Origin of the sequence: Pseudomonas sp. 7SR1 (genome assembly GCF_900156465.1) — a bacterium.
GTDB lineage: Bacteria > Pseudomonadota > Gammaproteobacteria > Pseudomonadales > Pseudomonadaceae > Aquipseudomonas.
This window is the reverse complement of the sequence record NZ_LT707064.1, coordinates 3749698-3774768: the sequence shown is the minus strand read 5'-3', so window position 1 is coordinate 3774768 and position 25071 is coordinate 3749698. Positions and strand designations below refer to the sequence as shown.

At 61.6% G+C, this 25071-nt stretch carries 22 protein-coding genes; 13 read left to right on the top strand and 9 right to left on the bottom strand.

The annotated features are described in order from the left end of the window. Positions 1–65: 65 nt before the first annotated feature. Positions 66–1070, top strand: coding sequence for a glutathione S-transferase family protein (locus BW992_RS17300; RefSeq protein WP_072458336.1), 1005 nt, complete (start codon positions 66–68; stop codon positions 1068–1070). Positions 1071–1137: 67 nt separating this feature from the next. Here the strand turns inward: BW992_RS17300 and cysG are convergent, their stop codons facing one another. From cysG to ftsK, 6 genes are all read right to left on the bottom strand, one after another. Further along, complete coding sequence (gene cysG / locus BW992_RS17295; protein ID WP_072430638.1) at positions 1138–2532, bottom strand: siroheme synthase CysG; 1395 nt, start codon at positions 2530–2532, stop codon at positions 1138–1140. Next, positions 2533–3813: a serine--tRNA ligase gene (serS, locus tag BW992_RS17290; RefSeq protein WP_072458335.1), complete on the bottom strand. Its 1281-nt coding sequence runs from the start codon at positions 3811–3813 to the stop codon at positions 2533–2535. It lies immediately after the preceding gene. Between the two features lie 15 nt (positions 3814–3828). Next, positions 3829–4203 carry a fluoride efflux transporter CrcB gene (crcB, locus tag BW992_RS17285; RefSeq protein WP_072392893.1) on the bottom strand — a complete coding sequence of 125 codons (375 nt, stop codon included), beginning with the start codon at positions 4201–4203 and terminating at the stop codon, positions 3829–3831. Further along, positions 4200–5525 (bottom strand): replication-associated recombination protein A, encoded by a 1326-nt coding sequence (locus BW992_RS17280; RefSeq protein WP_072392890.1) that lies wholly within the window; start codon positions 5523–5525, stop codon positions 4200–4202. The genes crcB and BW992_RS17280 overlap by 4 nt, the downstream gene beginning before the upstream one ends. A 182-nt stretch (positions 5526–5707) precedes the next feature. Further along, a complete protein-coding gene (gene lolA / locus BW992_RS17275) occupies positions 5708–6331 on the bottom strand; it encodes an outer membrane lipoprotein chaperone LolA (RefSeq protein ID WP_076406813.1) in 624 nt (207 codons plus the stop codon). A 63-nt stretch (positions 6332–6394) separates the two neighbouring features. Further along, complete coding sequence (gene ftsK / locus BW992_RS17270; RefSeq protein ID WP_076406812.1) at positions 6395–8800, bottom strand: DNA translocase FtsK; 2406 nt, start codon at positions 8798–8800, stop codon at positions 6395–6397. A 321-nt stretch (positions 8801–9121) separates the two neighbouring features. Between ftsK and trxB the strand changes: the two genes are divergently transcribed. The 4 genes from trxB to infA all read left to right on the top strand — a co-directional run bounded on the left by trxB (position 9122) and on the right by infA (position 11995). Continuing rightward, positions 9122–10081 carry a thioredoxin-disulfide reductase gene (gene trxB, locus BW992_RS17265; protein ID WP_072392881.1) on the top strand — a complete coding sequence of 320 codons (960 nt, stop codon included), beginning with the start codon at positions 9122–9124 and terminating at the stop codon, positions 10079–10081. Positions 10082–10161: 80 nt separating this feature from the next. Further along, entirely contained in the window at positions 10162–10842 is a 681-nt protein-coding gene (gene aat, locus BW992_RS17260; protein WP_076406811.1) for a leucyl/phenylalanyl-tRNA--protein transferase, read from the top strand. A gap of 67 nt (positions 10843–10909) precedes the next feature. Continuing rightward, positions 10910–11617, top strand: a complete 708-nt coding sequence (locus tag BW992_RS17255) for an arginyltransferase (protein WP_072392875.1) — start codon at positions 10910–10912, stop codon at positions 11615–11617. A gap of 159 nt (positions 11618–11776) precedes the next feature. Beyond that, positions 11777–11995, top strand: coding sequence for a translation initiation factor IF-1 (infA, locus tag BW992_RS17250; protein WP_002553999.1), 219 nt, complete (start codon positions 11777–11779; stop codon positions 11993–11995). A gap of 227 nt (positions 11996–12222) precedes the next feature. Here the strand turns inward: infA and clpA are convergent, their stop codons facing one another. Beyond that, on the bottom strand, positions 12223–14493 hold the full coding sequence (gene clpA, locus BW992_RS17245) for an ATP-dependent Clp protease ATP-binding subunit ClpA (RefSeq protein WP_072392872.1): 2271 nt from the start codon (positions 14491–14493) through the stop codon (positions 12223–12225). Positions 14494–14522: 29 nt separating this feature from the next. Then, positions 14523–14885 carry an ATP-dependent Clp protease adapter ClpS gene (gene clpS, locus BW992_RS17240; protein ID WP_015094394.1) on the bottom strand — a complete coding sequence of 121 codons (363 nt, stop codon included), beginning with the start codon at positions 14883–14885 and terminating at the stop codon, positions 14523–14525. A gap of 226 nt (positions 14886–15111) precedes the next feature. Here clpS and cspD point away from each other — a divergent pair, with 226 nt between their 5' ends. Next, positions 15112–15378, top strand: a complete 267-nt coding sequence (gene cspD, locus BW992_RS17235) for a cold shock domain-containing protein CspD (RefSeq protein ID WP_072392869.1) — start codon at positions 15112–15114, stop codon at positions 15376–15378. Between the two features lie 70 nt (positions 15379–15448). Here the strand turns inward: cspD and icd are convergent, their stop codons facing one another. Further along, the gene (gene icd / locus BW992_RS17230) at positions 15449–16705 is read right to left on the bottom strand and encodes an NADP-dependent isocitrate dehydrogenase (RefSeq protein WP_024779303.1); all 1257 of its coding nucleotides are present in this window, start codon (positions 16703–16705) and stop codon (positions 15449–15451) included. A gap of 468 nt (positions 16706–17173) precedes the next feature. On the opposite strand from icd, the gene BW992_RS17220 reads away from it, so the two are divergent. The 7 genes from BW992_RS17220 to BW992_RS17190 all read left to right on the top strand — a co-directional run bounded on the left by BW992_RS17220 (position 17174) and on the right by BW992_RS17190 (position 25028). Beyond that, the gene (locus BW992_RS17220) at positions 17174–19399 is read left to right on the top strand and encodes an NADP-dependent isocitrate dehydrogenase (protein WP_076406810.1); all 2226 of its coding nucleotides are present in this window, start codon (positions 17174–17176) and stop codon (positions 19397–19399) included. A 215-nt stretch (positions 19400–19614) separates the two neighbouring features. After that, positions 19615–20061 (top strand): NUDIX hydrolase, encoded by a 447-nt coding sequence (locus BW992_RS17215; protein ID WP_072392863.1) that lies wholly within the window; start codon positions 19615–19617, stop codon positions 20059–20061. 59 nt (positions 20062–20120) lie between these two features. Next, positions 20121–21245, top strand: coding sequence for a tRNA 2-thiouridine(34) synthase MnmA (gene mnmA, locus BW992_RS17210; RefSeq protein WP_072392860.1), 1125 nt, complete (start codon positions 20121–20123; stop codon positions 21243–21245). Continuing rightward, complete coding sequence (gene hflD, locus BW992_RS17205; RefSeq protein WP_072392857.1) at positions 21242–21865, top strand: high frequency lysogenization protein HflD; 624 nt, start codon at positions 21242–21244, stop codon at positions 21863–21865. Before mnmA ends, hflD begins: the two co-directional genes overlap by 4 nt. A gap of 124 nt (positions 21866–21989) precedes the next feature. After that, positions 21990–23360 carry an adenylosuccinate lyase gene (gene purB, locus BW992_RS17200; protein WP_072392854.1) on the top strand — a complete coding sequence of 457 codons (1371 nt, stop codon included), beginning with the start codon at positions 21990–21992 and terminating at the stop codon, positions 23358–23360. An 83-nt stretch (positions 23361–23443) separates the two neighbouring features. After that, the gene (locus BW992_RS17195) at positions 23444–24610 is read left to right on the top strand and encodes a ribosomal protein uL16 3-hydroxylase (RefSeq protein WP_072392851.1); all 1167 of its coding nucleotides are present in this window, start codon (positions 23444–23446) and stop codon (positions 24608–24610) included. After that, complete coding sequence (locus tag BW992_RS17190; RefSeq protein WP_072458331.1) at positions 24603–25028, top strand: GNAT family N-acetyltransferase; 426 nt, start codon at positions 24603–24605, stop codon at positions 25026–25028. Before BW992_RS17195 ends, BW992_RS17190 begins: the two co-directional genes overlap by 8 nt. Positions 25029–25071: the final 43 nt, after the last annotated feature.

Here is a 25071-nt window from a genome sequence, read left to right as displayed (position 1 = left end):
GCGCTTTTTGTTCGAACCTATCGGAATAGACTCGTCTCCAATGTGTATTGGCCGAGGAGATCGAGATGGGTTTGTTAGTCGAAGGCCGCTGGCAGGATCAGTGGTATGAAAGCAAGGACGGCACGTTCCAGCGCGAACAGGCGCAACGCCGTCACTGGATCACCGCCGACGGCAGCGCCGGTCCCACGGGTGATAGTGGATTTGCCGCCGAACCGGGGCGCTACCATCTGTATGTGTCCCTGGCCTGTCCCTGGGCTCATCGCACGCTGATCTTGCGCAAGCTCAAGGGCCTGCAAGAGCTGATCGACGTCTCGGTGGTCAGCTACCTGATGCTGGAGAACGGCTGGACCTTCGACAAGGCCCACGGCTCGACTGGCGACAAACTCGACAACCTGAGTTTCCTGCACCAGCGCTATACCGCCGATACGCCGGACTATACCGGCCGCGTCACCGTTCCAGCGCTGTGGGACAAACAACGGCAACGTATCGTCAGCAACGAATCGGCGGAGATCATCCGCATGTTCAACAGTGCGTTCGATGGCTTGACCGGCAATACCCTGGACCTCTACCCCGAACACTTGCGCAACGATATCGACGCGCTGAACGAGCGCATCTATCCGGCGGTAAACAACGGGGTCTATCGCGCCGGCTTCGCCACCACCCAGCAAGCCTATGAGCAGGCATTCGACCAGCTGTTCGCCGAACTGGACCGACTGGAGGCGCTGTTGGGCCTGCAACGCTACTTGACCGGCGAATACCTCACCGAAGCGGATATCCGCCTGTTTACCACCATGATCCGTTTCGACGCGGTGTATTTCGGCCATTTCAAATGCAACCTGCGCCGCATTGCCGACTACCCGAACCTGTCGAACTGGCTGCGGGAGCTGTACCAGTGGCCGGGCATCGCCGACACCGTGGACTTCACCCACATCCAGCGTCATTACTATGGCAGCCACAAGACCATCAACCCCAACGGGATCGTACCCAAGGGGCCGCAGCAGGATTTCAGGGTTGCCCATGATCGGGGAAGGTTGAGTGGGAAAGGGATTTGGCGTGGGACTGAGGATTGATCCAGATTTTTATTGCCTCTGAAGGCCAATCGCGAGCAGGCTCGCGATTGCAGGCAGCTCGGCCCTTCTAGACCTGCCCCTGAGCCCCTTCGAACCAGGCCAGCTTCTCGCGCAGTTGCACCACTTCCCCGACGATCACCAGGGTCGGCGCATGCACTTCGTGCTCGGCCACCAGCCGTGGCAAGTCCGCCAAAGTGCCGGTAAAGACCCGCTGGTTGGACGTGGTGCCTTGCTGGATCAACGCCGCCGGCGTATCCGCCGCGCGACCGTGCTTGATCAGCTCGTTGCAGATCATCGGCAGGCCGACCAAGCCCATGTAGAACACCAGGGTCTGGGCCGGTGAAACCAGGTCGGCCCATGGCAGGTCGCTAGTGCCGTCCTTGAGATGGCCCGTGATGAAACGCACCGATTGGGCGTAGTCGCGATGGGTCAGCGGGATCCCGGCGTAGGCCGCGCAACCACTGGCGGCGGTGATGCCGGGGACGACCTGGAACGGGATGCCATGGGCCGCCAGCTCTTCGATCTCCTCGCCACCACGGCCGAAGATGAACGGATCGCCGCCCTTCAACCGCACCACGCGCTTGCCCTGACGGGCCAGGTCGACCAATTGCTGGTTGATCTGATCCTGAGGCACGGCGTGTTCGGCGCGGCGCTTGCCAACGTAGATGCGCTCGGCGTCGCGCCGGCACAGTTCGAGGATTGCCGGCGCCACCAGGCGGTCGTACAGCACCACGTCCGCCTGCTGCATCAAGCGCAAGGCGCGGAAGGTCAACAGGTCCGGATCACCCGGCCCGGCACCCACCAGATAGACTTCGCCCGGCGCGTTCGGCGCCTGGCCGTCGATCTTTTCCCGCAGCAAGCGCTCGGCTTCGCCGCCTTGTCCGGCCAGTTGACGGTCGGCGATAGGGCCTTGGAACACCTCTTCCCAGAACGCCCGGCGCTGCTGGACATCGGGAAACAGTTGCTTGACCTGATTGCGAAAACGCGCCGCCAGCCCGGCCAACTGCCCATAGGTCGAGGGAATCCAGGTTTCCAGCTTGGCCCGGATCAGCCGCGCCAGCACTGGCGCGTCGCCGCCACTGGACACCGCGATCACCAAGGGCGAGCGGTCGACGATCGCCGGGAAGATCACGCTGCACAGGGCCGGCGCGTCCACCACGTTGACCGGAACGCAACGCTTGTGGGCGTCGGCCGAGACCTGGGCATTGAGTGGTTCGTCGTCGGTGGCGGCAATGATCAGCCCGCAACCGTCCAGATCCGACTCCAGGTAACCGCGCTGGACACACTCGCCGCCGCTGCCACTGACCAGTTCCCGCAACTGCGGTTCGATGTCGGGTGCGACTACCCGCAGCAACGCGCCGGCATCGGCCAGCAGCCGGGATTTGCGCAAGGCAATTTCCCCGCCGCCCACCACCAGCACGCGGTTACCGCGCAGGTTATGGAACAGTGGCAGATAATCCATTTAACCGATGACCTCGATGCCGCCCATGTAGGGCTTCAACACCTCAGGCACGCGGATCGAACCGTCGGCCTGCTGGTAGTTCTCCAGTACGGCCACCAGGGTACGGCCCACCGCCAGGCCCGAGCCATTGAGGGTGTGGACCAGTTCCGGCTTGCCGGTTTCAGGGTTGCGGTAACGGGCCTGCATGCGACGGGCCTGGAAGTCGCCGCAGTTGGAGCACGAGGAAATCTCGCGGTACTTGTCCTGGCTCGGGATCCACACTTCCAGGTCGTAGGTCTTGACCGCGCTGAAGCCCATGTCACCCGTGCACAGGGCCAGGGTGCGATACGGCAGCTCCAGCAACTGCAGGACCTTCTCGGCGTTGGCAGTGAGGCTCTCCAGCGCGTCCATGGATTTCGAAGGCTCGACGATCTGCACCATCTCCACCTTGTCGAACTGATGCTGGCGGATCATGCCACGGGTATCGCGACCCGATGCGCCGGCTTCGCTGCGGAAGCATGGCGTATGGGCCACGAATTTGATCGGCAGTTGCTTGGCATCGACGATTTCGCCGGCGACGATGTTGGTCAGCGACACTTCGGCGGTGGGGATCAGGTACAGATCGGCTTCGCCTTCACGACCGATCTTGAACAGGTCTTCCTCGAACTTGGGCAGTTGGCCGGTGCCTTGCAGGGCCGGCGCCTGGACCAGGTACGGGGTGTAGGCTTCCTCGTAACCGTGCTCGGTGACGTGCAGGTTGATCATGAACTGTGCCAGGGCCCGGTGCAGACGGGCGATCGGCCCGCGCAACAGGGCAAAACGGGCGCCGGACAGCTTGGCGGCGGTCTCGAAATCCAGCCAGCCGAATTTCTCGCCCAGGGCCACGTGGTCCTGCACCGGGAAATCGAAGTTCTTTGGCGTGCCCCAGCGACGCACCTCGACATTGCCCTCTTCGTCTTCGCCGATCGGTACCGACTCGTGGGGCAGGTTCGGGATGCCCAGCAGGATCGAATCCAGCTCGGTCTGGATCTTGTCCAGGGCGATCTTGCCGTTGGCGAGCTCGGTTCCCATGCTCTCGACGTTCGCCATCAACGGCGCGATATCTTCGCCGCGCTGCTTGGCCTGGCCAATACTCTTGGAGATGGCGTTACGCTCGGCCTGCAGTTTTTCGGTCTGGGTCTGGACGCTCTTGCGCTGTTCTTCCAGCGTTTCGATGCGCGCGACATCCAGGACGAAGCCGCGGGAGGCCAGGCGATCCGCTACGTCCTGAAGGTTGCTACGTAACAGTTTGGAATCGAGCATGTCGGTCTCTCGTTATCAAAGTTTGGTCAGGGACAGGCCGGCCCAGGTGGCGAGCAGCCCGCCGAATACGCTGATGGCCGCATAGCCCAGGGCCAGCGGCACCTGCCCGCTTTCCAGCAGGCGCACCGTATCCAGTGAAAAGGATGAAAAAGTCGTCAGGCCGCCAAGAAAGCCGACCATCAGCCCCGCACGCACCTCGATGGGCACTTCCGGGCGAATCAAAAACAGACCGTATAGAACGCCGATCAGCAGACAGCCCACGATATTAACGGCCAGCGTCGCGGTATAGAAGTGTCGGGGCCAATTTGCATTGATCCAGTTGCCCGTGGCGAAACGCAACAAGGTGCCGACAATGCCGCCGGCGGAGACTGCGAGGATCAGGGGAATCAAGGTTTTCTCCGCTGCCGTGGACTCGAGCGGTCCAGTTGCGCCAGGTGATTGAGCTTCTCACCGATCTTCAACTCGAGGCCACGGGGCACCGGCTGATAGAACGACTGGGGTTCGAGCTCTTCGGGAAAATAGTCTTCGCCGGCGGCATAGGCATCCGGCTCATCGTGGGCGTAACGGTATTCTTCGCCATAGCCCAATTGCTTCATGAGCTTTGTCGGTGCGTTGCGCAGGTGCAGTGGCACTTCGAGGGAACCGTGCTCGGTGGCGCTGCGCATCGCTGCCTTGAAGCCCATGTACACCGCGTTGCTTTTCGGCGCGCAGGCCAGGTAGGTAATGGCCTGGGCCACGGCGAGCTCGCCTTCGGGGCTGCCGAGGCGTTCCTGAACGTCCCAGGCCGCCAGGCACAGGCTCAGGGCCCGCGGGTCGGCATTGCCGATGTCTTCGCTGGCCATGCGTACCACCCGCCGCGCCAGGTACAGCGGATCGCAGCCGCCATCGATCATCCGCGCGAACCAGTACAAGGCCGCATCGGGATTGGAACCGCGGATGGATTTGTGCAGCGCCGAGATCTGGTCATAGAACGCCTCGCCGCCCTTGTCGAAACGCCGCCGGGTATCGCCCAGCAGGCTTTGCAGCAGCTCGACGCCGATCTCGCTGTCATCCTCGGCCAGGTCCGACGCGTTCTCCAACAGATTGAGCAGGCGGCGACCATCGCCATCGGCGGCGGACACCAGCATCTGGAAACCTTCATCGCTGAGGCTCAGCCTGCGCTTGCCCAGGCCTCGTTCTTCGGTCAATGCGCGTTGCACCAGCTTGCGCATCGCGGCCTCGTCGAGGCTCTTGAGCACATAGACCCGCGCCCGGGACAGCAAGGCGTTGTTGAGTTCGAACGAGGGGTTTTCGGTGGTCGCGCCGATGAAGATCAGCGTGCCGTCCTCGACGTAGGGCAGGAACGCATCCTGCTGCGACTTGTTGAAGCGGTGCACTTCGTCCACGAACAGGATGGTGCGCTTGCCGTACTGGCCAGCCTGCTGCTTGGCCACTTCCACCGCCTGGCGGATCTCCTTGACCCCGGCCAGCACCGCCGAGACCGTTTCGAAATGCGCGTCCGAGACTTCCGCCAGCAGCCGCGCCAGGGTGGTCTTGCCCACCCCCGGCGGCCCCCAGAAAATCATCGAGTGCAACGCACCCTGCTCCAGGGCTTCGCGCAAAGGCTTGCCGCGAGCGAGCACATGCTCCTGGCCGACGTACTCGTCCAGGTTGGTCGCACGCAGGCGGGCAGCCAGTGGCTGGGCGATCGGGGCACTTCGAAACAGGTCCATGATTATTTACAAAACCTCCGCCGGGTCCTGTTGCCGATCAGTTAAACAATTGAACACCACAATCGATTGCGCGAGCGAGCTTGCTCCGGGCGGCGATCCGACGATAGCGGTGTGCCAGTCACCGCAACTCCCACTGATCCGACGCTATCGCGAGCAAGCTCGCTCCCACAGCGGCTACGGGGTTACTCCTGGATCACATCGGCACCCTTGGGGATGTCGAACTTGAACTTGGACACGGCGATCGGCTCGTTGGCCTTCACACCGGTGAACAGGATGTTGGTGCGCTGGCCGACGCTGTCGATCAGTTGCATGTCATTGACCAGGCCATTGCGGAACGACAGGCGCAGGCTATCGAACAGGCTGTCCTTGGTCTTGGGCTTGAGGGTGAAGTCGATCACGCCACCGGCTTCCTTCGCACTGATGTCGAAGCTCTGGCTGATCTTGGAGATATCGCCGGACAGTAGCAAGGCCGGGGTCTGGGTCAGGCGCTGGTCGAGGGTCTTGATAGTGACCTGCTCCAGGTCCGGGTCCCACAGGGAGACTTTCTTGCCATCGGACACCATCAGCTGTTCGGCCGGCGCATCGGTGTGCCAGTAGAACAGGCCAGGACGCTGCAGGGCCATTTCACCGGCGGTTTCCTGCAGTTGGGTGCCGCTGCCATCGAGGGTCAGCTGGGAAAAGCGTGCGGTCAGGGTCTGGGAGCGCTCCAGCAACTGGGTCAGGCGCGCCACGTCCTTTTCATCGGCATGGGCCGACAACGTGGTCAGGGCCAGTACGGGTAACAGCAACATGCGAATCAGGCGCATGGGAGTCCTCATGAATTCGTGGGGGATGGGCGGCGTGTCACCGACAGGCCGCCCAGGTCGTTGTCAGTCGCGCATCGGGCCCGGCGCCAGCACTTCACGCGAGCCGTTGGTGTTCATGGCCGTCACGACCCCGGCCATTTCCATGGCCTCGATCATGCGGGCGGCGCGGTTATAGCCGATCTTGAGCTTGCGCTGGACGGCGGAAATCGACGCCCGACGGCTTTCCAGGACGAACTGCACCGCTTCGTCATAGAGCGCATCGGTTTCCGCGTCTTCGTCGCCACCGCCACCACCGCCTTCGAAGCCGCTGCCAGCCTCTTCGACGCCGTTGAGGATGTCGTCGTTGTATTCGGGGGCGCCGCGCAGTTTCCACGCCTCCACCACCCGGTGCACTTCGTCGTCGGAAACGAACGCACCGTGCACCCGGATTGGCAGGCTGGTCCCCGGTGGCATGTACAACATGTCACCATGGCCCAGCAGTTGTTCGGCGCCCCCCTGGTCGATGATGGTGCGCGAGTCGATCTTGCTCGACACCTGGAACGCCATGCGAGTCGGGATGTTGGCCTTGATCAGGCCGGTGATCACGTCCACGGATGGTCGCTGGGTAGCGAGGATCAGGTGGATACCGGCCGCACGGGCCTTCTGGGCGATCCGGGCGATCAGTTCTTCGACCTTCTTGCCGACGATCATCATCATGTCGGCGAATTCGTCCACCACCACCACGATGGTCGGCAGCTTGTGCAGCAGCGGCGCCTCGTCGTGGATGCTTTCGCGGTGGTACAGCGGGTCGGTCAACGGCGTGCCCGCCTCCTCGGCCTCCTTGACCTTGGCGTTGAAGCCCGACAGGTTGCGCACGCCCAGCTTGGCCATCAGCTTGTAGCGACGCTCCATCTCGGCAACGCTCCAGCGCAGGGCGTTGGCGGCGTCCTTCATGTCGGTCACCACCGGGCACAGCAGGTGCGGAATGCCTTCGTAGATCGACAGTTCGAGCATCTTCGGGTCGATCATGATCAGCTTGGCGTCTTCCGGGCCGGACTTGAACAGGATCGACAGGATCATCGCGTTCACACCCACCGACTTACCCGAACCGGTGGTACCGGCCACCAGCAGGTGGGGCATCTTCGCCAGGTCGGTGATGACCGGCTTGCCGCCGATGTCGTGGCCCAGGGCCAGGGTGACCGGCGACTTGTGGTTGTCGTACTCGGGAGTCGAGAGCACCTCGGAGAAACGCACGATCTGGCGATCTTCGTTGGGAATCTCGATACCCACGGTGGTCTTGCCCGGAATCACTTCCACCACCCGTACGCTGGTGACGGCCAGCGAACGCGCCAGGTCCTTCGCGAGGTTGGCGATGCGGCTGACCTTCACGCCGGCGGCCGGCTGGATTTCGTAACGGGTGATGACCGGCCCCGGGTGGATCGAATCCACCGAAACCTCGACCCCGAACTCCTTGAGCTTGATCTCCAGCAGATGACCGACGGCCGCCAGGGACTCGGGGGAATAGTTGAGCTGTTTCTTCTCGGCCGGATCGAGGATTGAAATCGGCGGCAAGGTGCCTTCCACCGCGCTGTCGACGAACAGGGGCACCTGTTTTTCCTTCTGCACGCGCTTGCTCGGCTCCGGCGCCTTGGCCGGGGCCATGGTGATGACCGGCGGCACCTGTTTCTCGCGCTCGGACATGTGCTTGCTCAAGGCCTGCTCACGCTCGATCAGGCGCTCCTTGACCTTGGCCTGCTCGCGCTTGTCGGGGACGGTCGGCGCCACCACGTCGTGGACGCGGTCGTCGACCTCACGCAGTTGCGCCACCAGTTGCTTGCGCTCGGTGCGCGCCGCCCACCAGCGATTCACCGCCCCCTGGATCAGCTCGATCAGGTCGAGGGTGATCTTGCCGGTGATGTCCATGACCTTGAACCAGGAAAGATCGGTGAATACGGTCAGGCCAAAGAGAAACAGGGCAATGAACAGCAATGTGCTGCCCTGGATGTTCAGGGCATTCCTGGCCAGGTCGCCAAGGCTTTCCCCCAGCGCACCGCCGGCTCCGGCCGGCAGGCCGGTGGGCGCATGAAAATGGATATGGGCCAGCGCGGCGCCCGACAGCACCAGGAACACCAGGCCGATCAGCCGCCAGGAGAACAACCAGCCGCTCCACTGCCACGGCTCGTGGCGCTGGCGAAAGATCTGGTAGGCCTTGATCGCCAGCAGCAGCGGGAAAATATAGGCGAAATAGCCCAGCACCATGAACAGGATGTCGGCGCTGTAGGAGCCGGCCGGACCGCCAAAGTTCTGCACGTCGTCGATCTTGCTGTTGTGGCTCCAGCCCGGATCATCCGTGCCGTAGGTCAGCAAGGCCATCATCAGGAACAGGCACAAGGCCCCGATGGCGATCAATGCACCTTCCTTGAGCCGGTAGTGCAATTGCTGGCGCCAGAGCGGAACGACTGTCTTGGGTGCTGCGGTGGATTTCTTCAAAACGCTTCTTTTCCTGCGCCGACGGCGCGTTCCTCTGTTGAATGACTGAACGTGTAAAAAACGGCCCGCAGGAGCCGGTAAAAAAGTGAAAGTGCTCAACCGGTACTACTTTTACCACTGAGACGTGCATCCGGAAAACCGCAGGTGTTGCCCAAGATTTGACCTTTTGCCCGTCCGGCGTTCAAAACACAAGCATTGTACGGGTTTAGCAGCCCGGAGGCATTGCCCGCCCGCGTGGTTGGAGCATAGCCAGAAAAAGTGGCAACAGCGCCAATTTGAGCACGCATTCTCTTTTGTGACAAAGGCTTATGAGGTGTTTTTATGAACGAAGTGAAGCATTCGCGCCTGATCATTCTCGGATCTGGCCCCGCCGGCTACAGCGCTGCTGTCTATGCCGCCCGCGCCAACCTCAAACCCGTTGTCATCACCGGCCTGCAGGCCGGTGGCCAGCTCACCACCACGGTGGAGGTCGACAACTGGCCCGGCGATGTCGAAGGCCTGACCGGACCGGTGCTGATGGAGCGCATGCAACGACACGCCGAGCGCTTCGACACGCAGATCGTCTACGACCATATCCACACCGCCAAGTTGCAGCAGCGTCCGTTCGAACTCATCGGCGACAGCGGCACTTATACCTGCGACGCGCTGATTATCGCCACTGGCGCCTCGGCCCAGTACCTGGGCCTGCCCTCGGAGGAAACGTTCGCCGGCAAGGGCGTTTCCGCCTGTGCCACCTGCGACGGATTCTTCTACCGCAACCAGGTGGTGGCCGTCGTCGGCGGCGGCAACACCGCCGTGGAGGAAGCCCTGTATCTGTCCAATATCGCCAGGGAGGTGCACCTGATCCACCGCCGGGACAAGCTGCGCGCGGAAAAAATACTCCAGGACAAACTCTTCGAAAAGGCCGCCAACGGCAATATCCGCCTGCACTGGAACGAGAACCTGGACGAAGTGCTGGGCGACGCCAGCGGCGTGACCGGCGCTCGCCTGCGCAACAGCCAGAGCGGCGAAACCAGCACCTTGCAACTGGCCGGTGTGTTCATCGCCATCGGCCACAAACCCAATACCGACCTGTTCCAGGGCCAGTTGAACATGCGGGACGGCTATCTGTTGGTGCGCGGTGGCAGCGAGGGCAATGCCACCGCCACCGATATCGAAGGCGTGTTCGCAGCCGGCGACGTGGCCGACCACGTGTATCGCCAGGCCATTACCTCGGCCGGTGCCGGCTGCATGGCCGCCCTCGACGCCGAGAAGTATCTCGATGACATTCCTGCCGTTTGACGGTTAACCTTTGGGCGGGCGCCGATCCGAACAGAATGTGAACGCGCCCGCCCCCTCCCCTTCTGCAAGCCCGGACACCCATGCTGACTTGGTTACAACGCAACACCCTCGATTTTCCACCACTGGAAAAAGCCATGCGCGACCCCAACGGGCTGCTGGCCGCTGGTGGCGACCTGTCCGCCGACCGGCTGATCCAGGCCTACCGCCATGGCTGCTTCCCGTGGTTTTCCGAGGGTCAGCCAATCCTGTGGTGGTCACCCGATCCACGCACCGTTCTGTTTCCCGACGAACTGCATGTCTCGCGCAGCCTGGGCAAGCTTCTGCGCAAGCAACGCTATGAAGTGACGTTCGACAAGGACTTCGCTGCTGTAATCAAGGCCTGCGCCGAGCCCCGCGCCTATGCCGACGGGACCTGGATCACCGAGGCCATGCAAACCGCCTATCTGGAACTGCATCGACGCGGCTTCGCCCATTCGGTGGAAGTCTGGGACCAGGGCCAGCTGGTGGGCGGCCTGTACGGCCTGGCCATGGGGCAGCTGTTTTTTGGCGAGTCCATGTTCAGCCGGGCCGACAATGCCTCTAAATTCGGCTTCGCGACCCTGGTCCAGCACCTCAAGACGGCCGGTTTCGTGCTGATAGACTGCCAGATGCCTACCGAGCACCTGCACAGCCTGGGCGCCCGATCGATCCCACGCACCGCGTTCGCCAGCTATCTCAAGGCCCATCTGGACCGCCCCAACCAGGCGACCTGGGTTTGCTGAGCGACATTGGCGCTGGTGGCTTACACTTAACCAGAGTTTGTTTTCGTCTTATGCCCGAGGGTTGATCATGACCGAGTTGGCGCGTTTGAAGTTCTATGCCACTCAGCCCCACTCTTGCAGTTATCTGCCGGAGGAGCAGGCCACGACGCTGTTCCTCGACCCTAGCCAGCCCATGGACGTGCATGTCTACGCTGACCTGTCGGAAATGGGTTTCCGTCGCAGCGGCGACCACCTCTACAGGCCTCATTGCCAGCATTGCAACGCCTGTGTGCCCGCCCGCATACCCGTAGCGCGGTTCACGCCCAATCGCCAGCAGAAGCGCATCTTCAAACGCAACGCCGACATCCAGGTGCGGCCGGCCAAACCACAGTTCAGCGAAGAATATTTCGACCTGTACCAACGCTATATAGAGCAGCGCCATGCCGACGGCGACATGTACCCGCCCAGCCGCGATCAGTTCTCCACCTTCCTGGTTCGCGACCTGCCCTTCTCCCGTTTTTATGAGTTCCGCCTCGAAGGACGACTGGTGGCCATTGCCGTGACGGACCTGCTGCCCAACGGCCTTTCCGCCGTGTACACCTTCTACGAGCCCAACGAGGAGCGGCGTAGCCTGGGACGGTTTGCCATTCTCTGGCAGATCGCCGAAGCCCGGCGCCTGGGCCTGGAAGCGGTATACCTGGGCTACTGGATCAAGAACTGCAAAAAAATGAACTACAAGACCCAATATCGGCCTATCGAATTGCTGATCAACCAGCGTTGGGTGGTTCTCAACTAGAGGACGCTCTCGATGGGCTTCCCTACCGCGATAAAGAACCAACAGAGAACGCCCCCAAGAACCCCTTGGCTTGCCCCCCCTTTTTCGGGCACAATGCACGCCGCTTTTGCCTGGCGCAGTTGCACCGGGCCATTCACTGGATACCGAGGGCTTTACTGCATGTCGAAAGAAGACAGCTTCGAAATGGAAGGCACTGTCGTCGACACCCTGCCCAACACCATGTTTCGCGTGGAGTTGGAAAATGGGCACGTCGTTACCGCGCATATCTCCGGCAAGATGCGCAAGAACTACATTCGTATTCTGACCGGTGACAAAGTGCGCGTCGAGCTGACGCCCTATGACTTGAGCAAAGGGCGCATCACTTACCGCGCTCGCTAACAAGTCAATACAGGACGCCCGGCTAGATGCCGGGCGTTTTTGTTTGCCTGGGATTAGATACCCCCTTGTGGGAGCGAGCTTGCTCGCGATAGCAGAGGATCAGCTTGCATGGATGCCGGGCGTGCCGCCGCCATCGCGAGCAAGCTCGCTCCCACAGGAGGTCGGCGTATTCCTGAAGCCAGCAAAAAGGCGCCTTTCGGCGCCTTTTTGCTTGTTACGGGTGGCGATCATGCCATTTCGGCCGTGGTTTCGAAGTCGAAGGTCAGCTCGCCGTCCTTGATGTCGATGTGAACCACACCGCCATGCTCGGCCAGTTCGCCAAAGAGAATCTCCTCCGCCAGCGGACGCTTGATCTTGTCCTGGATCAGGCGAGCCATCGGCCGGGCCCCCATCGTCACATCGTAACCACCCTCCGCCAGCCAGCTGCGAGCCGCATCGGTGACTTCCAGCAGTACACGCTTGTCTTCGAGCTGCGCCTGAAGTTCGGTAAGGAACTTATCCACCACGCTCTTGATGACTTCATGACTGAGGCGACCAAACTGGATGATGGTGTCCAGGCGGTTGCGGAACTCAGGCGTGAAGCTCTTCTTGATCACTTCCATCGCATCGGACGAATGGTCCTGATGGGTGAAACCGATCGAAGCGCGAGCCGCGGTCTCGGCACCAGCGTTCGTGGTCATGATGATGATCACGTTGCGGAAATCCGCCTTGCGCCCGTTGTTGTCGGTCAGCGTACCGTGGTCCATCACCTGCAGCAGCAGGTTGAAGACTTCCGGATGCGCCTTCTCGATCTCATCGAGCAGCAACACGCAGTGAGGCTGCTTGGTAATGGCTTCGGTCAGCAAGCCACCCTGGTCGAAACCGACATACCCCGGAGGCGCACCGATCAGCCGCGAGACGGTATGACGCTCCATGTATTCGGACATGTCGAAGCGAACCAGCTCGATCCCCAGCGCCTTGGCCAGTTGCCGCGCCGCCTCGGTCTTGCCCACGCCGGTCGGCCCGGCGAACAGGAACGAACCTACCGGCTTGTCCGGCGACTTCAGCCCGGCACGGGACAGTTTGATAGCCGTGGACAGCGAATCGATGGCTGCATCCTGGCCGAACACTGTCAGCTTCAGGTCACGCTCCAGATTGCGCAGCAGCTCCTTGTCGGAACTGGTGACGTGCTTGGGCGGAATGCGTGCGATCTTCGCCACGATATCCTCGACCTGTGGCACCTCGATACGCTTGACGCGGCTCTCGGCAGGCTGCAGGCGCTGATAGGCACCGGCCTCGTCGATGACGTCGATGGCCTTGTCCGGCATGTGCCGGTCATTGATGTAGCGCGAAGCCAGTTCGGCGGCGGCGCGCAAGGCATCATCGCTGTATTCGATGCTGTGGTGCAGCTCGAAACGCCCTTTCAGGCCGCGCAGGATACCGATGGTGTCTTCCACCGAGGGTTCCGACACGTCGACCTTCTGGAAACGCCGCGCCAGGGCACGATCCTTCTCGAAGATCCCGCGGAACTCCTGGAAGGTGGTCGAGCCGATGCAGCGGATGTCGCCCGACGAGAGCAGCGGCTTGAGCAGGTTCGAAGCGTCCATGACGCCACCGGAGGCAGCCCCGGCACCGATGATGGTGTGGATCTCATCGATGAACAGGATCGCCTGGGGACGTTTTTTCAGCTCGCCCAGCAAAGCCTTGAAGCGCTTCTCGAAATCACCGCGGTACTTGGTGCCGGCCAGCAAGGCACCCAGGTCGAGGGAATAGACCACGCTGTTGGCCAGCAGGTCCGGCACCTGGCTGTCGACGATGCGCTTGGCCAGGCCTTCGGCGATGGCGGTCTTGCCCACGCCCGCCTCGCCCACCAACAATGGGTTGTTCTTGCGGCGCCGGGCCAGGATCTGGGCGACGCGCTCGACTTCGGCCTCGCGCCCCACCAGCGGATCGATCCGCCCCTGGCGCGCCAGTTCGTTCAGGTTGCTGGCATAGGCATCCAGCGGATTGCCCGAGGAAGAAGACTCACCGCCCTCGTCGTCCTGCATATCCTGCTCACCTTCGGAATGATCGCCATGCCCCGGCACCTTGGAAATGCCATGGGCGATGTAGTTGACGACATCGATACGCGCAACGCTCTGCTGCTTGAGCAGGAAAACCGCCTGGCTTTCCTGCTCACTGAAGATGGCAACCAGCACGTTGGCGCCGGTGACTTCACGCTTGCCCGAGCTCTGTACATGAAAGACAGCACGCTGCAGGACACGCTGGAAGCCCAGGGTTGGCTGGGTTTCGCGATCCTCGTCGTGGACGGGGATCAATGGCGTGGTGGAGTCGATGAACTCCTGCAGATCATGCTTGAGTTTATCGAGGTTTGCGCCGCAGGCACGCAAAACGGTGGCGGCAGCCTCGTTATCCAATAGGGCCAACAGCAGGTGCTCGACGGTCATGAATTCATGACGCTTCGAACGAGCCTCCTTGAAGGCAAGATTGAGGGTGACTTCGAGCTCGCGGTTTAACATGGCTTCACCTCATACCCAAGTGGTCGGCGTTAACCGTCCTTCTCGATTTCACAGAGTAGCGGATGCTGGCTTTCCCGGGCGTACTGGTTGACCTGCATGGCCTTTGTCTCGGCGATGTCGCGGGTAAACACTCCGCATACTGCCCGTCCCTCTGTATGAACGGCCAGCATGACCTTTGTCGCCAGCTCGCGATTAAGGTTGAAAAACACCTCGAGCACTTCGACGACGAAATCCATCGGTGTGTAGTCATCGTTGAACAAAACCACCTTGTACATCGGTGGCGCCTGTAACGCGGGCTTCGCTTCCTGGACAGCAATGCCTGCGGAATCGTCGTCGTGGAGATCCGGGCGATCCTGATTGAATGTTAGTCGAATCTGGCTGATTGCATGCATGGAAAGAAAGGTTCGTTTAGTTGGCATTTACAGTAATGGGGGCACCCGCTGGCGTTTTCAACCGCCACCGCCGGGTCACCTTGACTATCGGCAAAACGGTGTTACAACCAATAGAGCCCATCGCGGGTTAAAAAGGTCCGCGGCATTGATCCTGACAACAAGATTAGACTGCGGATGAACCGGATGATACTCCAGTGATGGAGTGCGTTGCAGAGGGATATGGTTTATGTCGGTCGTTAAGATGAGTGGCAAGGTGAAATGGTTCAACAATGCCAAAGGCTACGGATTCATTCTCGCGGCTGGCAGGGAAGAAGACCTTTTCGCGCACTACTCGGCAATCAATATGGATGGCTACAAGACCTTGAAAGCGGGGCAAGATGTTACATTTAATGTCATCCAGGGCCCCAAGGGGTTGCACGCAGTCAATATCACGCTGCAGGAAATCGAAAACGCCCCCACTCCCGCCAAAGCCAAGGTCACCGAGACCCATTGACCTGCAGTAGCTTCCGGGCACGAAAAAGCCCGGCTCGAGAGATCGAGCCGGGCTTTTTTATGACAATTTCTTACATGTGGGAGATCAGTGCATCACCGAAGCCCGAGGAGGACACCAGCTTGGCGCCCTCCATCAGGCGCTCGAAGTCATAGGTCACGGTCTTGGCCGAAATCGCACCGTTGGTACCCTTGATGATCAGGTCGGCCGCTTCGGTCCAACCCATGTGGCGCAGCATCATTTCCGCCGACAGGATCAAAGAACCCGGGTTGACCTGGTCCTTGCCCGCATACTTGGGTGCGGTGCCGTGGGTGGCTTCGAACATGGCCACGGTGTCGGACAGGTTGGCCCCCGGCGCGATACCGATCCCCCCCACTTCCGCCGCCAGGGCGTCGGAGAGATAATCGCCGTTGAGGTTCAGGGTGGCGATCACGTCATATTCGGCCGGACGCAGCAGGATCTGCTGGAGCATGGCATCGGCGATGGCGTCCTTGACCACGACGTTCTTGCCAGTCTTGGGGTTCTTGAACTGCATCCAAGGGCCGCCATCGAGCAGGGTCGCGCCGAACTCCTCGGCGGCCACTTCGTAGGCCCACTCCTTGAAGGCACCTTCGGTGAACTTCATGATGTTGCCTTTGTGCACGATGGTCAGCGAATCGCGGTCGTTGTCGACCACGTATTGCAAAGCCTTGCGCGCCAGACGCTTGGTCCCCTGCTTGGACACCGGCTTGACGCCGATACCGCAGTCCTCGTCGAAACGGATCTTGGTCACGCCCATTTCTTCCTTGAGGAACTTGATCACCTTGGTGGCTTCGGCCGACCCGGCTTTCCACTCGATACCGGCATAGATGTCTTCGGAGTTCTCACGGAAAATCGTCATGTCCACGTCGCCAGGCTTCTTGACCGGGCTCGGCACGCCTTCGAACCAGCGCACCGGACGCAGGCAGACGTACAGGTCCAGCTGTTGACGCAGGGCCACGTTCAGCGAGCGGATACCGCCACCGACCGGCGTGGTCAGGGGGCCCTTGATGGAAACCACGTAGTCCTTGACCGCATCCAGGGTTTCCTGGGGCAGCCAGGTGTCCTGGTCGTAGACCTGGGTCGCTTTCTCACCGGCATAGACTTCCATCCAGGAAATCTTGCGCTTGCCGCCGTAGGCCTTCTGCACCGCGGCGTCCACGACCTTGATCATGACCGGGCTGATGTCGACGCCAATGCCGTCACCTTCAATGAAGGGGATGATCGGATTGTCAGGAACATTAAGAGAATGGTCTGCATTGACGGTAATTTTGTCACCGACGGCCGGAACCTGAATCTTTTGATACCCCATGCTGAACTCCATTGCTTGGATTGAACATCTGGCTGCGTTCGAGCGTACCCCAGTTGAATCGGCGCGCAAACCCTACCAAGACCAAAGAGATACAGTTCGCCGCGTACAACCCTGAAAACCAAGGGAAAAGCGCCAAACATGAGCATAGACGCCTTCACGTCCCTGCGACGTTTAGACCAATGGACGAGTACGAAGGTCTATGAACCATCGGCAGATCGCCAGCTACCTATGTATAATGCCGCCGCTGACCACAGGGTCACGACGGCTGACTGCTCTGCGACAGGACTTTCCGCCCGTTAAAAGCCGGTCCGTTACCGCGGCCCGACCGCTTGACGCTCGACTGATGCACCCAACATCACCGCGAAGAAACCTCGACATTCGGCTCACGGATGACTTTGAACGAACGCGCTTACCCGGCGCCCTCGAGTTTCTGCGCATGCTTTAGCAAAGAAGAGAGTTAATCCGAATATGCCCACCCGCTCGAAGATCATCTATACCTTCACCGACGAAGCCCCCGCCCTCGCCACCTATTCGCTGCTGCCGATCGTCGAAGCCTTCACCGCTTCGGCCGATATCGCTGTGGAAACCCGCGATATCTCCCTCGCAGGGCGTATCCTGGCCAGCTTCCCCGAGCAACTGGGTGACAAAGCCGTAGCCGACCACCTCGCCGAACTGGGCGAACTGGCCGTCACGCCTGAAGCCAACATCATCAAGCTGCCGAACATCAGCGCCTCGGTGCCGCAACTGCAGGCCGCGATCAAGGAATTGCAGGCCCAGGGCTACGCACTGCCGGACTACCCGGAAACCGTGACCACCGAGGCCGAGAAAGATGCTCGCGCCCGTTACGACAAGGTCAAGGGCAGCGCCGTGAACCCGGTCCTGCGCGAAGGCAACTCCGACCGCCGCGCGCCGCTGTCGGTCAAGAACTACGCTCGCAAGCACCCGCACAAGATGGGTGCCTGGACCGCCGACTCCAAGTCCCACGTGGCCCACATGAGCAACGGCGATTTCTACGGCAGCGAAAAAGCCGCCCTGATCGACGCCGCCGGCAGTGTGAAAATCGAGCTGATCGCCCAGGATGGCACCGCCACCGTCCTGAAGGAAAAGACCACCGTACAAGCCGGTGAGATCCTCGACTGCGCCGTCATGAGCAAAAAGGCCCTGCGCGACTTCATCGCCGCCGAAATCGAAGACGCCAAGCACAAAGGCGTCCTGTTGTCGGTGCACCTCAAGGCCACCATGATGAAGGTCTCCGACCCGATCATGTTCGGCCAGATCGTGGCCGAGTTCTACAAGGACGCCCTGGCCAAGCACGCCGACGTACTGGAACAGATCGGCTTCAACCTGAACAACGGCATCGGCGATCTGTACGCTCGTATCAAGGCCCTGCCGGCCGAGCAGCAGGCCCAGATCGAAGCCGACATCCAGGCGGTCTACGCGGCGCGCCCATCCCTGGCGATGGTCAACTCCGACAAGGGCATCACCAACCTGCACGTGCCGAGCGACGTCATCGTCGACGCCTCGATGCCAGCCATGATCCGTGACTCCGGCAAGATGTGGGGCACCGACGGCCAGCTGCACGACACCAAGGCCGTGATCCCGGATCGTTGCTACGCCACCATCTACCAGGCAGTGATCGAAGACTGCAAGCAGCACGGCGCCTTCGACCCGACCACAATGGGCAGCGTGCCGAACGTCGGCCTGATGGCCAAGAAAGCCGAAGAGTACGGCTCCCACGACAAGACCTTCCAGATCAAGGTCGACGGCTTGGTCCGCGTCAGCGACAGCAACGGTCGCACCCTGCTGGAACAGAACGTGGAAGCCGGCGACATCTTCCGCATGTGCCAGACCAAGGACGCACCGATCCAGGACTGGGTCAAGCTGGCGGTCAACCGTGCCCGCGCCAGCAATACCCCGGCCATCTTCTGGCTGGACCCGATGCGCGCCCACGACGGCGTGGTGATCGAGAAAGTCCAGGCCTACCTGAAGGATCACGACACCGCGGGCCTGGATATCCGCATCATGTCGCCGGTCGATGCGATGAAGTTCACCCTGGCCCGCACCCGCGAAGGCAAGGACACCATTTCGGTGACCGGCAACGTGCTGCGTGACTACCTCACCGACCTGTTCCCGATCATGGAGCTGGGCACCAGCGCCAAGATGCTGTCCATCGTGCCGCTGATGAATGGCGGCGGCCTGTTCGAAACCGGCGCCGGCGGTTCGGCACCCAAGCACGTTCAACAGCTGCTGGAAGAGAACTTCCTGCGCTGGGATTCCCTGGGTGAGTTCCTGGCCCTGGCCGCTTCCCTGGAACACCTGGGCGTGACCTACAACAACCCGAAAGCGCTGGTGCTGGCCAAGACCCTGGACCAGGCCACCGGTGAGTTCCTGGACCGCAACAAGTCGCCTTCGCGCAAGGTCGGCGGCATCGACAACCGCGGCAGCCATTTCTACCTGACCCTGTTCTGGGCCCAGGCACTGGCCGCCCAGGACGACGACGCAGCCCTCAAGGCCCAGTTTGCGACCCTGGCCAAGACCCTGACCGACAACGAAGAGAAGATCGTTGCCGAGCTCAACGCCGTCCAAGGCAAGCCAGTGGACATTGGCGGCTATTACTTCGCCAACCCGGAACTGACCAGCAAGGCCATGCGCCCGAGCGCCACCTTCAACGCGGCGATCGCTGCGCTGGTGTAAGGTTGTAAGGGAACATCACGAACCCCGGCCTTGTGCCGGGGTTTGTGTTTGCGACCTCAACACATTTCCCCCTGAAGATATATTCCCTGTGGGAGCGAGCTTGCTCGCGATAGCGATATAACATTCAACATTGATATTGACTGCACCACCGCTATCGCGAGCAAGCTCGCCCCCACAGTGGCCTGCATTCCAATCCGAGAACCAGAGGAGTGTCCATGAACTGGCAACCCCACATCACCGTCGCCACCATCGTCGAAGACAATGGCCGTTTCCTGATGGTGGAAGAGTCCAAGGGTGGACGCGCGGTGCTCAACCAGCCGGCCGGCCACCTGGACCCCAACGAAACACTGATCGAAGCCGCTGTACGCGAAACCCTGGAAGAAACCGGCTGGGACGTCGAACCCACCGACGTGGTGGGCATTTACCTGTACACCGCGCCCAGCAACGGCGTGACTTACCAGCGCGTCTGTTTCGCCGCCAGGGCCTTGAACCATAACCCCGACTCTCCACTGGATGACGGCATCCTCGGCGCTAAATGGCTAAGCCGCGACGAACTGCTCGAACAGCGCGACCACTGGCGCAGCGAGCTGATCATCCGCTGCATCGACGATTACCTGGCCGGTCATCGCCACAGCCTGGCACTGATACGCCCTTCCCTTTAGCCTTGCGCGCCCGGGCCTGATAGAATCGCGTCCTTTTTCAAGACACTCATTGAATTCCTATGCGTGATCCAGCTCCTTCTGACACCACCAAGAAGCGCGTCATTGTCGGCATGTCCGGCGGCGTGGACTCTTCCGTTTCCGCTCTCCTGCTGATCGAGCAGGGCTATGAAGTGGAAGGCCTGTTCATGAAGAACTGGGAAGAAGACGACGGAACCGAATACTGCACCGCCATGGACGACCTGGCGGACGCCCAGGCCGTGTGCGACAAGATCGGCATCAAGCTGCACACTGCCAACTTCGCCGCCGAGTACTGGGACAACGTGTTCGAGCACTTCCTGGCCGAATACAAGGCCGGCCGCACGCCGAACCCCGACATCCTCTGCAACCGCGAGATCAAGTTCAAGGCGTTCCTGGACTACGCCATGATGCTGGGTGCCGACCTGATCGCCACCGGCCACTATGTGCGCCGCCGCGACATCGACGGTCGCACCGAACTGCTCAAGGGCCTGGACCCGAACAAGGACCAGAGCTATTTCCTGCACGCCGTGGGTGGCGAGCAGATCGCCAAGACCCTGTTCCCGGTAGGCGAGCTGGAGAAGCCCGAAGTCCGCGCAATCGCCGAGAAGCATGCCCTGGCGACCGCCAAGAAGAAGGACTCCACCGGTATCTGCTTCATCGGCGAGCGGCGCTTCAGCGACTTCCTCAAGCAATACCTGCCGGCCCAGCCAGGCGAGATCAAGACCACCGAAGGCGAAGTCATCGGCCGCCACCATGGCCTGATGTACCACACCATCGGCCAGCGCCAGGGCCTGGGCATCGGCGGCCTGAAGGACGCCGGTGAAGAGCCGTGGTACGTGCTGGTCAAGGACCTGGAGCACAACGAACTGATCGTCGGCCAGGGCAACGACCATCCGTGGCTGTTCTCCCGCGCCCTGCTCGCCTCGGACATCTACTGGGTCAATCCCATCGACCTGAGCGAACCTCGTCGCCTGACGGCCAAGGTGCGCTACCGCCAGAGCGACCAGCCCTGCACCCTGGAAAAAACCGCCACCGGCTATCGCGCCACCTTCGATGATCCGCAGCGGGCGGTGACTCCCGGCCAGTCCGTGGTGTTCTACGACGGTGAAGTCTGCCTGGGCGGCGGCGTGATCGAAGTTGCAGAGCCGTGGAGTAGCAAGGCATGAGCCCGATCCAGGAACAACTGACGGCATTGGGCGGGGTGTTCCTCGCCGCCGTACTGGTGGACAGGATCGCCAAGACCGGCCAGGCCAGCGAAGCCGGCCTGAGCTGCATGCTCGGCAGCCTGCTGGTTCGCGACCCCAAGGACACCCTCGAAGTCTACGGCGGCGACGACCTGAACCTGCGCGAGGGTTATCGTGCCCTGATCGGCGCCCTGGAGCGCGAGCCCAGCGCCCTGCAACGCGAGCCGTTGCGCTATGCCCTGTCGATGCTGGGCCTTGAGCGCCAGTTGGCCAAGCGCGACGACCTGTTGGAGACCATCGGCAATCGCCTGCCGCAGATCCAGTCCCAGGTCGAACACTTCGGTCCGTCCCACGAAAACGTGATCGCCGCCTGCGGTGCGCTCTACCAGGACACCCTGAGTACCTTGCGCCAGCGCATCCAGGTGCATGGCGACATGCGCAACCTGCAGCAGCCGAGCAACGCCTCGAAGATCCGTGCCCTGCTGTTGGCCGGCATTCGCTCGGCGCGGCTGTGGCGGCAGTTGGGAGGCCACCGCTGGCAGCTGGTGATCAGCCGACGCAAATTGCTTAAAGAGCTTTACCCGTTGATGCGCAACGAATAAGTCGCCTCGACCCACTTTTGTACCTTGTCACGCGTAACACGCCGGTCAGTTGGCGACGGACCGGCGATGGTTTTCATGTATGATACGCGCCCCATTTCGTTGCCCGACTGTCCGAGAACACCCCATGCAGCTCTCTTCGCTCACTGCGGTTTCCCCTGTTGACGGCCGCTACGCCGGCAAAACCCAGGCCCTGCGCCCGATTTTCAGCGAGTACGGCCTGATCCGTGCCCGCGTCCTGGTTGAAGTGCGCTGGCTCCAGCGCCTGGCCGCCCACCCCGCCATCGGCGAAGTCCCGGCGTTCTCCGCCGAAGCCAATGCGGTGCTGAACGCCCTGGCCGAGAACTTCGCCCTGGAGCACGCCGAGCGCGTCAAAGAGATCGAGCGCACCACCAACCACGACGTCAAGGCCATCGAATACCTGCTCAAGGAGCAGGCGGCCCAGCTGCCGGAACTGGCCAAGGTCAGCGAATTCATCCACTTTGCCTGCACCAGCGAGGACATCAACAACCTGTCCCACGCCCTGATGCTGCGCGAAGGCCGCGATGACGTGATGCTGCCGCTGATGCGCCAGATCGCCCAGGCCATTCGCGAACTGGCGATCCGTTTCGCCGACGTACCGATGCTGTCGCGCACCCACGGCCAGCCGGCTTCGCCGACCACCCTGGGCAAGGAACTGGCGAACGTCGTTTACCGCCTGGAGCGCCAGATCGCTCAAGTCGCCGCCGTGCCCCTGCTGGGCAAGATCAACGGCGCCGTGGGCAACTACAACGCGCACCTGTCGGCCTACCCGGACATCGACTGGGAAGCCAATGCCCGTGCCTTCATCGAAGACGAGCTGGGCCTGAGCTTCAACCCGTACACCACCCAGATCGAACCGCACGACTACATCGCCGAGCTGTTCGACGCGATCGCACGCTTCAACACCATCCTGATCGACTTCGACCGCGACATCTGGGGCTACATCTCCCTGGGCTATTTCAAGCAGCGCACCATCGCCGGCGAAATCGGTTCCTCGACCATGCCGCACAAGGTCAACCCGATCGACTTCGAGAACTCCGAAGGCAACCTGGGCATCGCCAATGCACTGTTCCAGCACCTGGCGAGCAAGCTGCCGATTTCCCGCTGGCAGCGCGACCTGACCGACTCCACGGTACTGCGCAACCTGGGCGTGGGTTTCGCCCATAGCGTCATTGCCTACGAAGCCAGCCTCAAGGGCATCGGCAAGCTGGAGCTGAACGAGCAGAAGATCGCCGCCGACCTCGACGCCTGCTGGGAAGTCCTGGCCGAGCCGATCCAGACCGTGATGCGCCGCTACAACATCGAAAACCCCTATGAGAAGCTGAAAGAACTGACCCGTGGCAAGGGCATCAGCCCTGAAGCGTTGCAGACTTTCATCGACGGCCTGGACATGCCCGCCGAAGCGCGCACCGAGCTGAAAAAGCTCACGCCGGCCCGCTACATCGGCAATGCGGCGGCACAAGCCAAGCGTATCTGACCCATTGCCTTGCCCTGAGACGCCCGGCCGCGCCGGGCGTTTTTATTCGCGTCTGAAAAGTAATTTTTTTCAATAGGTTACACATGAATCCTGATATTCCTCTGCAACTCCTGGGCGGCATCACGGCACGGGAGTTCCTGCGCGACTACTGGCAGAAGAAACCGCTGCTGATCCGCCAGGCCATCCCTGACTTCGAAAGCCCGATCGACGCCGACGAACTGGCCGGCCTGGCCCTGGAAGAAGAAGTCGAGTCGCGCCTGGTGATCGAGCACGGCGAGCGTCCCTGGGAATTGCGTCGCGGCCCGTTCGCCGAAGACGAATTCAGTAAACTGCCAGAGCGCGAATGGACACTGCTGGTACAGGCGGTCGATCAATTCGTACCGGAAGTCGCCGAATTGCTGGAGCACTTCCGCTTCCTGCCCAGCTGGCGCATCGACGATGTGATGATCAGCTTCGCCGCCCCCGGTGGCAGCGTTGGCCCGCATTTCGACAACTACGACGTATTCCTGCTGCAAGGGCATGGCAAGCGCAACTGGAAGATCGGCCAGATGTGCGACTCCGAGAGTCCCTTGCTGCAGCACGCCGACCTGCGCATCCTCGCCGACTTCGAGGCGAACGACGAGTGGACCCTGGAACCGGGTGACATGCTCTACCTGCCGCCCCGCCTGGCCCACTGCGGCGTGGCCGTGGATGACTGCATGACGTATTCGGTGGGTTTCCGCGCGCCGAGCGCCGCCGAGGTGCTGACTCATTTCACCGATTTCCTCAGCCAGTTCCTGCCGGACGAAGAACGCTACACCGACGCCGATGCGCGCCCGGTGAGCGACCCGCATCAGATCCAGCACGACGCCCTCGATCGCCTCAAGGGCCTGCTGGCCGAACACATGAGCGACGAACGCCTGCTGCTGACCTGGTTCGGCCAGTTCATGACCGAGCCACGCTACCCGGAACTGGTGGTCGGGCCCGAGCTGGAAGAGGACGACCTGCTGGCCGGCCTGGAGCAAGGCGCGGTGATCATTCGCAACCCGAGCGCACGCCTGGCCTGGTCGGAAGTCGACGACGACCTGCTACTGTTCGCCAGCGGCCAGAGCCGCTACCTGCCGGGCAAGTTGCGTGAGCTGCTGAAGATGATCTGCGCCGCGGATGCGCTGCATATCGAAAACCTCGGCCCATGGCTGGCCGACGAAGATGGTCGCGGCCTGCTCTGCGAGTTGGTCAAGCAAGGCAGCCTGGGGTTCGCCGATGAATAGAATTCACGTTCGTGTCGCAGACTGGCAAAAGGACAACGCCGAGATCCGGCGCATTCGTGAGACCGTGTTCATTGCCGAACAGTCCGTTCCACCCGAGCTGGAATGGGATTGCGATGACCAGGATGCAGTGCATTTCCTGGCCTTCGAAGGCGATTTCCCCATTGGCACCGCTCGCCTGCTGACCGAGGGTCATATCGGCCGCGTCTCGGTCCTCAAGGACTGGCGCGGCCTGAAAGTCGGCGATGCGCTGATGCAAGCCGTGATCGCCGAAGCCGAGAGACGCGGGCTCAAGCAGCAGATGCTCAGCGCCCAGGTCCATGCCACGCCGTTCTATGAGCGCCTGGGCTTTGCCGTGGTCAGCGAGGAGTTCCTGGAAGCCGGGATCCCTCATGTGGACATGGTGCGGCACTCGGCCTGAATCCGCAGCGCGGCCATCGCGAGCTTGCTCGCGATGAAGCCCT

Coding starts and splice junctions, on each gene's coding strand:
- BW992_RS17300 (WP_072458336.1), top strand. CDS start 66: ATGGGTTTGTTAGTCGAAGGCCGCTGGCAGGATCAGTGGTATGAAAGC.
- cysG (WP_072430638.1), bottom strand. CDS start 2,532: ATGGATTATCTGCCACTGTTCCATAACCTGCGCGGTAACCGCGTGCTG.
- serS (WP_072458335.1), bottom strand. CDS start 3,813: ATGCTCGATTCCAAACTGTTACGTAGCAACCTTCAGGACGTAGCGGAT.
- BW992_RS17280 (WP_072392890.1), bottom strand. CDS start 5,525: ATGGACCTGTTTCGAAGTGCCCCGATCGCCCAGCCACTGGCTGCCCGC.
- lolA (WP_076406813.1), bottom strand. CDS start 6,331: ATGCGCCTGATTCGCATGTTGCTGTTACCCGTACTGGCCCTGACCACG.
- trxB (WP_072392881.1), top strand. CDS start 9,122: ATGAACGAAGTGAAGCATTCGCGCCTGATCATTCTCGGATCTGGCCCC.
- aat (WP_076406811.1), top strand. CDS start 10,162: ATGCTGACTTGGTTACAACGCAACACCCTCGATTTTCCACCACTGGAA.
- BW992_RS17255 (WP_072392875.1), top strand. CDS start 10,910: ATGACCGAGTTGGCGCGTTTGAAGTTCTATGCCACTCAGCCCCACTCT.
- infA (WP_002553999.1), top strand. CDS start 11,777: ATGTCGAAAGAAGACAGCTTCGAAATGGAAGGCACTGTCGTCGACACC.
- clpA (WP_072392872.1), bottom strand. CDS start 14,493: ATGTTAAACCGCGAGCTCGAAGTCACCCTCAATCTTGCCTTCAAGGAG.
- clpS (WP_015094394.1), bottom strand. CDS start 14,885: ATGCATGCAATCAGCCAGATTCGACTAACATTCAATCAGGATCGCCCG.
- cspD (WP_072392869.1), top strand. CDS start 15,112: ATGTCGGTCGTTAAGATGAGTGGCAAGGTGAAATGGTTCAACAATGCC.
- icd (WP_024779303.1), bottom strand. CDS start 16,705: ATGGGGTATCAAAAGATTCAGGTTCCGGCCGTCGGTGACAAAATTACC.
- BW992_RS17220 (WP_076406810.1), top strand. CDS start 17,174: ATGCCCACCCGCTCGAAGATCATCTATACCTTCACCGACGAAGCCCCC.
- BW992_RS17215 (WP_072392863.1), top strand. CDS start 19,615: ATGAACTGGCAACCCCACATCACCGTCGCCACCATCGTCGAAGACAAT.
- mnmA (WP_072392860.1), top strand. CDS start 20,121: ATGCGTGATCCAGCTCCTTCTGACACCACCAAGAAGCGCGTCATTGTC.
- hflD (WP_072392857.1), top strand. CDS start 21,242: ATGAGCCCGATCCAGGAACAACTGACGGCATTGGGCGGGGTGTTCCTC.
- purB (WP_072392854.1), top strand. CDS start 21,990: ATGCAGCTCTCTTCGCTCACTGCGGTTTCCCCTGTTGACGGCCGCTAC.
- BW992_RS17195 (WP_072392851.1), top strand. CDS start 23,444: ATGAATCCTGATATTCCTCTGCAACTCCTGGGCGGCATCACGGCACGG.
- BW992_RS17190 (WP_072458331.1), top strand. CDS start 24,603: ATGAATAGAATTCACGTTCGTGTCGCAGACTGGCAAAAGGACAACGCC.